The organism is Pseudomonas sp. 7P_10.2_Bac1, assembly GCF_025465935.1.
GTDB lineage: Bacteria > Pseudomonadota > Gammaproteobacteria > Pseudomonadales > Pseudomonadaceae > Aquipseudomonas.
The window spans coordinates 81023-89197 of the sequence record NZ_JANLNV010000079.1; the positions used below are offsets into that span (position 1 = coordinate 81023).

Genomic DNA, 8175 nt, shown 5'->3' on the forward strand with positions numbered 1-8175 from the left:
TCGCAGCCTGCGGATTTCTAGCGTTTTTCGGTTTTGGGCGGCAACGGTGCAAACAGCGCATCGATGTCGTCGTCCTGCAGTTTCCAGTCGCCAGCGATGCGGCCATCCAGCACGCCTGCCGCCAAATCTGATTTCTCCTGCTGCAGGTGCTGAATTTTCTCTTCCACCGTGCCGCGCGCAATCATCTTGTACACAAACACCGGTTTTTCCTGGCCAATGCGATAGGCGCGGTCGGTGGCCTGGTTTTCGGCGGCCGGGTTCCACCACGGATCGTAGTGAATCACGGTGTCGGCTTCGGTCAGGTTCAAGCCGACGCCGCCAGCCTTGAGACTGATGAGGAAGATCTGCAGTTTGCCACTCTGAAAGTCTTTGACCGGCGCACGCCGATCGCGGGTTTGGCCTGTGAGCAACGCGTAGCGGATGTCGCGTTTCTTCAGTTCCGCCTCGATCAGTTCCAGCATCGAGGTGAACTGTGAAAACAGCAGGATGCGCCGTCCCTCGGCGAATAGTTCTTCGAGCATGCTCATCAAGCTGTCGAGCTTGCCCGAGGTACTGCCTTTTTTCGGCGGCGTGCTGCTGACCAGGCGCAGGTCACAGCAAACCTGTCGCAGTTTGAGCAACGCCTCAAGGATGATGATCTGGCTGCGGCCCACGCCTTTGCGGGTGATTTCGTCGCGAACCTTTTTGTCCATGGCCAGGCGCATGGTCTCGTAGACGTCACGCTGCGCCTCGTTGAGATCGACCCAGTGGATGATCTCGGTTTTGGGTGGCAACTCGGTGGCGACTTGCTCCTTGGTGCGGCGCAACAGAAAAGGTTTGATGCGGGCATTGAGGTGTTGCAAACGTTCGTCGCTGCCTTGGCGCTCGATCGGTATCCGGTAGTTGTGATTGAACGCTCTAACGTTGCCCAGCCAGCCGGGAAGCAAGAAGTTGAACAGTGACCATAGTTCACCCAAGTGGTTTTCCAGTGGGGTGCCGCTCAGGCACAGGCGCTGACGGGCAATCAGCTCACACGCCGCCAGTGACGCTTTACTGTCAGGGTTTTTGATGTACTGCGCTTCGTCCAGGATCAGCACGTGCAACGGCAGTTTGGCCAGTTTTTCAATGTCTTTGGGCAACAGCGCATAGGTGGTGAGGATCAGGTCGTAATCGTTGAGGTGCTCGAAATGCTTTTTACGTGTTGCGCCTACCAGCGCCAGCACCTTGAGTTGCGGGGTGAAGTGCGCGGCTTCGTCCAGCCAGTTGGGAATCAGGCTGGTGGGCATCACTACCATGGCCGGTCGGTCGAGGCGGCCGGCATCTTTCTCGGACAGAATATGCGCCAGTGTTTGCAGGGTTTTGCCCAGGCCCATGTCATCGGCAAGAATACCGCCGACCTCAAGCTGGCGCAGTGACTGCATCCAGCTCAGTCCTTCAAGCTGATACGGTCGCAGGTTGGCATTCAACCCTTGCGGGGCGTCGACGCTGAAGTCCTTGATATCTCGCAGGCGTTGCGCAAAACCGCGAATATGTTCGCCACCTTCCCAGCGCAACGGCATGGCGTCCAGTGCATTGAGACGCGGCGCGTCTGCGCTTTTGATTCGCAGGGCAGTCGCCCCCGGCTCGCCCAGATAGAACTCGTCCAGGGTGGCCAACACCGGTTTCAGGCGGCCATAGGGCAGGGCAACTTGCAGTGGTCCATGGCCACTGTTGGGCGTTGCCGGGATATTCACCAGAATCAGCTCATCATCGCGGCGTCTGGCGAGTTTTTCGGGGCTGAGGATGTCGGTGTGCGAACGCATCAGGTTCAACAGAATCGGCAGCAGGCTCAGGCGCTGGCCGTTCACGATGATCCCCAGTTCCAGGTCGAACCAGTCGTGCTCCGGGGCTTCGTCGACGTTGGCATACCAGTCTTCGATTGGCGTCAGATCAAAGCCGAAGTCTTCGTCAATCTCCAGCTCCCAGCCTTGTTCGCGCAGGTTGGGCATCTGGTTCAGGGTGAAGTTGAGCCAGGCGCTGTCGTTGACCATTTCATACAACTCGCCGGCGCTTTCCGGCAGTGCTTTGCTCTGGCGCGTGGCAATTTTGAAACCCAGCTCACGCAGTTGTTCGCGATAGGCATGTTCTGCTTCGGGCAGACGCTTGATTCGCAGGGTTTGCTGCTCTTGGCGGACCAGAATGTCGGCAGCCCTTTGCCCGCTGACGTAGTGCTCCAGGTAATTGAATGACAGCGCGGCACGGTGCTGGGTGTAGCGCTGCATTTTCCCGTTGCGTGGTTCAAAGGCGCTGAATTCTGCGCTGGCCAGCCACAGCCGTGGCCGTGGCTGGATGTCTTCGCTCAGTACTTCTGGCAGGTTGGCGGGGCGACGCGCGTCGAGTACAGCCTGGAGTTTTTCCAGCAGTTCGGCGTCCTTGGCAGCAGCGGGGTAGTTCAAGGTGTCTTCAATCTTCAGTAATACGGCAGCGGTGTGCTTGCAGTTGGTGCGCACGGGGCAGGTGCAGTTCGCGCTCACCAGCAGCAGGGTGCCTTTGGCGGATTCGCGTAACTGAATGGTCTGGCGATAGATGTTGTCCCCGGAACCCTGGCAACTGGCCGAAATCAGGCTATCGCCGATCTGCGCGATTCTGACACGGTTCTCCCGGGCGTAGCGGCGGCCACGCTCCAGGCTTTGCTCTTTGAAACGACTGACCCACGTCGCTGCAAGCGGCTTGGTCAGCCGAGGGGTCAGGTTCTGGTCCATGGGTGTTTCATTGCACAAGTCCCATCAGGAAGGCTTCGGTGTGAGGCGCTCCAGGAGAGCCTCAATGATGTTGAAGCGTTCATCCGGGCGCTCCATCGGCGCCATGAATTTGAACAGCGTCGCCCCTTCGAATTTGTAGCGGTTGGGCTGGCTCTGAATCAGTTTGATCAGGGTCAGCGGATCGACCGGGGTGTCAGAGGCAAACTCGACGCGCCCACCTTGCGGCCCGGCGTCGATTTTCTTGATACCCAGTTGCTCGGCCTGCAATTTCAGCAGAGTGATCCGCACCAGGTTCTTTGTGGGCTCCGGCAGTAAGCCAAAACGGTCGATCATCTCAACCTGCAAATCCTTGAGGCCGTCTTCGTCCGTGGCCGAGGCAATGCGCTTGTAGAGGATCAGGCGCGCATGCACGTCCGGCAGATAGGATTCCGGAATCAACGCCGGGACCCGCAAGTTGATTTCGGGACCACCGCCCAGTGGCTGCTCGAGGTTGGGTTGTTCGCCCTTGCGGATCGACTTGACCGCGCGTTCGAGCATTTCCATGTACAGGGTAAAGCCGACCGCCTGGATCTGGCCGCTTTGGCCATCGCCCAGCAACTCGCCCGCACCGCGGATTTCCAGGTCGTTGGTGGCCAGAACAAAACCGGCGCCCAGGTCCTGGGTGTTGGCGATGGCTTCGAGGCGTTTTTGCGCGTCGCCGGTGATTTGCTGGCGCGGTGGCGTCAACAGGTACGCGTAGGCCTGGTGGTGACTGCGCCCAACGCGGCCGCGCAACTGGTGCAACTGCGCCAGGCCGAACTTGTCCGCGCGCTCGATGATGATGGTGTTGGCGCTCGGCACGTCGATGCCGGTTTCGATGATGGTGGAGGCGATCAGCACGTTGAAGCGCTTGTGATAGAAGTCGCTCATCACCTGTTCGAGTTCGCTTTCGCGCATTTGCCCATGGCCGATGCCGATTCGCGCTTCCGGAACCAGTGCCGAAAGGTCGGCGGCACATTTCTCGATGCTTTTCACATCGTTGTGCAGGTAATACACCTGGCCGCCGCGCAGCAGTTCACGCAACAGGGCTTCTTTGACCGTGCTGTTGTTTTGCTCCATGACGAAGGTGCGCACTGACAATCGGCGCGCCGGTGGCGTGGCGATGATCGACAGGTCACGCATGCCCGATACCGCCATGTTCAGCGTTCGCGGGATCGGCGTAGCGGTGAGGGTCAGAATGTCGACCTCACTGCGCAGGGCCTTGAGCTGTTCCTTTTGGCGCACCCCGAAACGGTGTTCTTCGTCGATGATCACCAGCCCCAGGTTTTTGATTTTGACGTCGTCCTGCAGCAGCTTGTGCGTGCCGATCACGATGTCGATCTTGCCTTCGGCCAGGTCGGCCACGGCCTGGTTGATTTCTTTGGCGGACTTGAAGCGGCTCATTACTTCGACGCGCACCGGCCAGTCGGCAAAACGGTCGCGGAAGCTGTTGTAGTGCTGCTGGGCGAGCAGGGTGGTTGGCACCAGAATCGCCACCTGACGGCCACCGTGAACGGCAATAAAGGCGGCGCGCATGGCCACTTCGGTTTTACCAAAGCCCACGTCACCACACACCAGGCGGTCCATCGGCTTGGGCGACAACATGTCGGCGCGCACGGCTTCGATGGTGGTTTGCTGGTCCGGTGTTTCTTCAAACGGGAAGCCAGCACTGAACGTTGCGTAATCGGCTTTCGGATCGGCAAACGCGTAGCCTTCGCGGGCCGCGCGGCGAGCATAGATGTCGAGCAACTCGGCGGCCACGTCACGCACTTGTTCGGCGGCTTTGCGCTTGGCTTTTTGCCAGGTTTCAGAGCCCAGGCGATGCAGCGGCGCCAGTTCGTCATCACTGCCGGTGTAGCGGGCGATCAGGTGCAGGTTGGCCACCGGCACATACAGCTTGGCGCCCTCGGCGTACTCGAGGGTCAGGAACTCGGCTACCTGATTGTCGACTTCCAGCGTCGCCAGCCCTTGGTAGCGCCCCACGCCGTGGTCAATGTGCACCACCGGCGCGCCTTCACGCAGCTCGGTGAGGTTCTTGATCACCGCGTCGTTGTTGGCGTCTGCACGTTTTTCGCGGCGCCGACGTTGCATCACGCGTTGCCCGAACAGCGGGCTTTCGGCGATCAGTGCGAGGGCCGGATCGTCCAGCAGCAAGCCTTCATCCAGCGGAGCGATGGTGATCGCCAGGCGATGTTTGCTGGCGACAAAATCAGCCCAGTTGTCGACGTTCTTCGGACGTAGCTTTAGCCGCTCCAGCAGTTCGAGCAGCACTTCGCGGCGCCCGGCTGATTCAGCGGTGAACAGTACGCGGCCATCAAACTGTTCGAGAAACCCTGACAGCGCCGCCAGCGGCTGGCTGGCCTTGGCTTCAATCGCCAGATTCGGTAGCGCTTGTGCAGGGAAACGCTCGCGGCTGCTGCCTGCGTCGATGTCGTCCTGGCTGGCCACCACGCGCGGCCAACTTTTAAGACGGGCGAAGCAGTCTTCTACTGGCAGGAACAATTCGGCTGGCGGTAACAAGGGCCGCGACGGATCAACCCTGCGTTCTTCATAGCGGTTGCGCACATCCGACCAGAAGTTTTCTGCTGCCTGCTCGATACCCGGTAGCGAGAACACTTGGGTGTCCCCCGGCAGGTAGTCGAACAGTGTCGAGGTTTCTTCGAAAAACAGTGGCAGGTAATACTCGATGCCCGCGGGGGTAATTCCGCTGGTCAGGTCCTGAAAAATCGGACAGCGGCGGAAATCGACATCGAAACGTTCACGAAAGCGTGCCTTGAAACGGGTCACAGCGTCCTTTTGCAGCGGGAACTCACGGGCTGGCAGCAAACGCACCGATTCCACTTTGTCGATGGAGCGCTGGTTCTCGGGGTCGAAGGTGCGCAGGGTTTCGATTTCATCATCGAACAGATCGATCCGGTACGGCAGTTTACTGCCCATCGGGAACAGGTCGATCAGCGCACCCCGCACCGCGAATTCGCCGTGCTCATACACGGTGTCGACGCAGCGATAACCACTGGCCTCAAGACGCGTGCGCATTTGCTCGACGTCGAGTTTTTGGCCTACATCCAGCACCAGGCTGCTACCCAACAGGAACTTGGTCGGCGCCAGGCGATGTAGGGCGGTGGTAATGGGCACTACCAAAACCCCGTGGTCCAGCTCTGGCAGCCTGTAGAGGCTGGCGATGCGCTGGGAAATGATGTCTTGGTGCGGCGAGAACAGGTCGTAGGGCAGGGTTTCCCAGTCAGGGAAATGCAGCACCGGCAAATCGGGGGCGAAAAACCGTAGTTCCTGTTCGAGACGCTCAGCACTTTGGCTGTCAGCCGTCAGGAGCAGGGTGAAGCGCTGGGCAGCGCTGGCAGCTTCGGCAATGGCGAGGCTCAGGGCAGCACCGGGCAGATTGCTCCAGTGCTGTTTTCCTGCCTTGGCAGGGAGTTTGGGTAGACGCAGGACGGGCACGGAAGGTTGAGCTCCAAGCGTTGCGGCAAAGAGGCCAATTGTAACGGCCAAGGGGGTGGCTGTCAGTTGCCGTCTTTAATGGAGTATTGAAATCAGTGCTTTAGGGTGCAAAACCAGGGGCTAGAGAATGTTGCGGCCCGGCCCTGAACCGCGGAAAAGCTGATTGTTAGAAAATTATTTGCCTTTATTTATTGGAGCTTAAACGTTTCAGTAAGGGTGTATGACAGGCGTGCATTGCCCAGGCATGGACACAACTGCATAATGTAGCCCCTTTTTTCAGCCCCTACATGTGGAAGGTTCCCGTGACTCAGAAGCCCGACCAGTGTCTTGGTGAATGGATCGACCGTGAAGCACTCGCAGAAGCGATGATTCCGCTCATCGGTCAGCTTTACCGCAATAACAATGTGGTGAGTTCGATCTATGGCCGCAGCCTGATCAACCGTTCAGTCATTGCGATTCTCAAAGCGCACCGCTTTGCTCGTCATCGCCAGTCCGATGACAGCGAATTGTCCGTGCACGAAACTTTCCCGCTGCTCAAGGCGATGAGCGAGCTCAAGCTCGGTGCCGCCTCGGTTGACCTGGGCAAGCTGGCAGTCAAGTTCAAGGCTGAAGGCAATGGCCGTACTGCCGAGCAGTTCGTTCGTGAAGAACTGGCCGATGTAGTCGGTCAGCAAAACGCTTGCGCACGTAAAGGCACTGACGTTGTGTTGTACGGCTTCGGTCGTATTGGCCGTCTGCTGGCACGCATCCTGATCGAAAAAACCGGTGGTGGCGACGGCCTGCGTCTGCGTGCCATCGTTGTGCGCAAAGGCGCCGAAAACGACCTGGTCAAGCGCGCCAGCCTGCTGCGTCGTGACTCGGTACATGGTCCGTTCGACGGCACCATCGTGGTGGATGAAGAAAACAACACCATCACCGCCAACGGCAACCTGATCCAGGTGATCTACGCGAAGAACCCGACCGAGGTGGATTACACCCAGTACGGCATCCAGAACGCCCTGCTGGTGGACAACACCGGTGTATGGCGTGACGCCGACGGTCTGGGCCAGCACCTGCAGTGCCCGGGTATTGACCGCGTTGTTCTGACCGCGCCTGGCAAAGGCAAGCTCAAGAACATCGTTCACGGTATCAACCACAACGAAATCACCGCAGACGACAAGATCGTTTCGGCGGCCTCCTGCACCACCAACGCCATCGTGCCGGTGCTCAAGGCTGTCAACGACAAGTTCGGTATCGTCAACGGCCACGTTGAAACCGTTCACTCGTACACCAACGACCAGAACCTGATCGACAACTTCCACAAAGGCGATCGCCGTGGCCGCAGCGCTGCGCTGAACATGGTTATCACCGAGACCGGTGCTGCGACTGCTGCTGCCAAGGCCCTGCCTGAGCTGGCTGGCAAGCTGACCGGTAACGCGATCCGCGTTCCAACGCCAAACGTGTCGATGGCCATTCTCAACCTGAACCTTGAGAAGTCGGCAACCCGCGACGAAATGAACGACTACCTGCGTCACATGGCCCTGCATTCCGATCTGCACAAGCAAATCGACTTCGTGAGCTCGCAAGAAGTGGTGTCGACTGACTTCGTAGGTTCGCGTCACGCCGGTGTGGTGGATGCTGAAGCGACTATCTGCAATGACAACCGCGTTGTGCTGTATGTGTGGTACGACAACGAATTCGGTTACAGCTGCCAGGTAGTGCGTGTGATGGAAGACATGGCCGGGGTTAACCCGCCAGCGTTTCCACGCTAAGCACCACCCATAGAAGAACCCCGAGAAATCGGGGTTTTTTTATGGGCGGCATTTAAAGCCCTGTAGGAGCTCGCCTCGCGATCTTTTAAAGGATCAAAAGATCGCGAGGCAAGCTCGCTCCTACAGGGATGTGCTGATTCGCTAAGCGGTTTGCGCCACGCGACGTTCGTGTTTGTTTCCCGGTGAGCCACAGGCCTGGCGCGGTTTTTAAAACCCTGTAGGAGCGAGCT

General features: G+C 58.8%; 3 protein-coding genes. 1 reads left to right on the forward strand and 2 read right to left on the reverse strand.

What is annotated here, in order from left to right; all coding sequences use genetic code 11:
• Positions 1-17: 17 nt before the first annotated feature.
• Together NTD86_RS16945 and mfd are read right to left on the reverse strand one after the other, a co-directional pair.
• Positions 18-2720, reverse strand: a complete 2703-nt coding sequence (locus NTD86_RS16945; protein WP_262203883.1) for a DEAD/DEAH box helicase — start codon at positions 2718-2720, stop codon at positions 18-20.
• A gap of 24 nt (positions 2721-2744) precedes the next feature.
• Positions 2745-6194, reverse strand: a complete 3450-nt coding sequence (gene mfd / locus NTD86_RS16950) for a transcription-repair coupling factor (protein WP_262203884.1) — start codon at positions 6192-6194, stop codon at positions 2745-2747.
• 287 nt (positions 6195-6481) lie between these two features.
• On the opposite strand from mfd, the gene NTD86_RS16955 reads away from it, so the two are divergent.
• Positions 6482-7945, forward strand: coding sequence for a glyceraldehyde-3-phosphate dehydrogenase (locus NTD86_RS16955; RefSeq protein WP_262203885.1), 1464 nt, complete (start codon positions 6482-6484; stop codon positions 7943-7945).
• Positions 7946-8175: the final 230 nt, after the last annotated feature.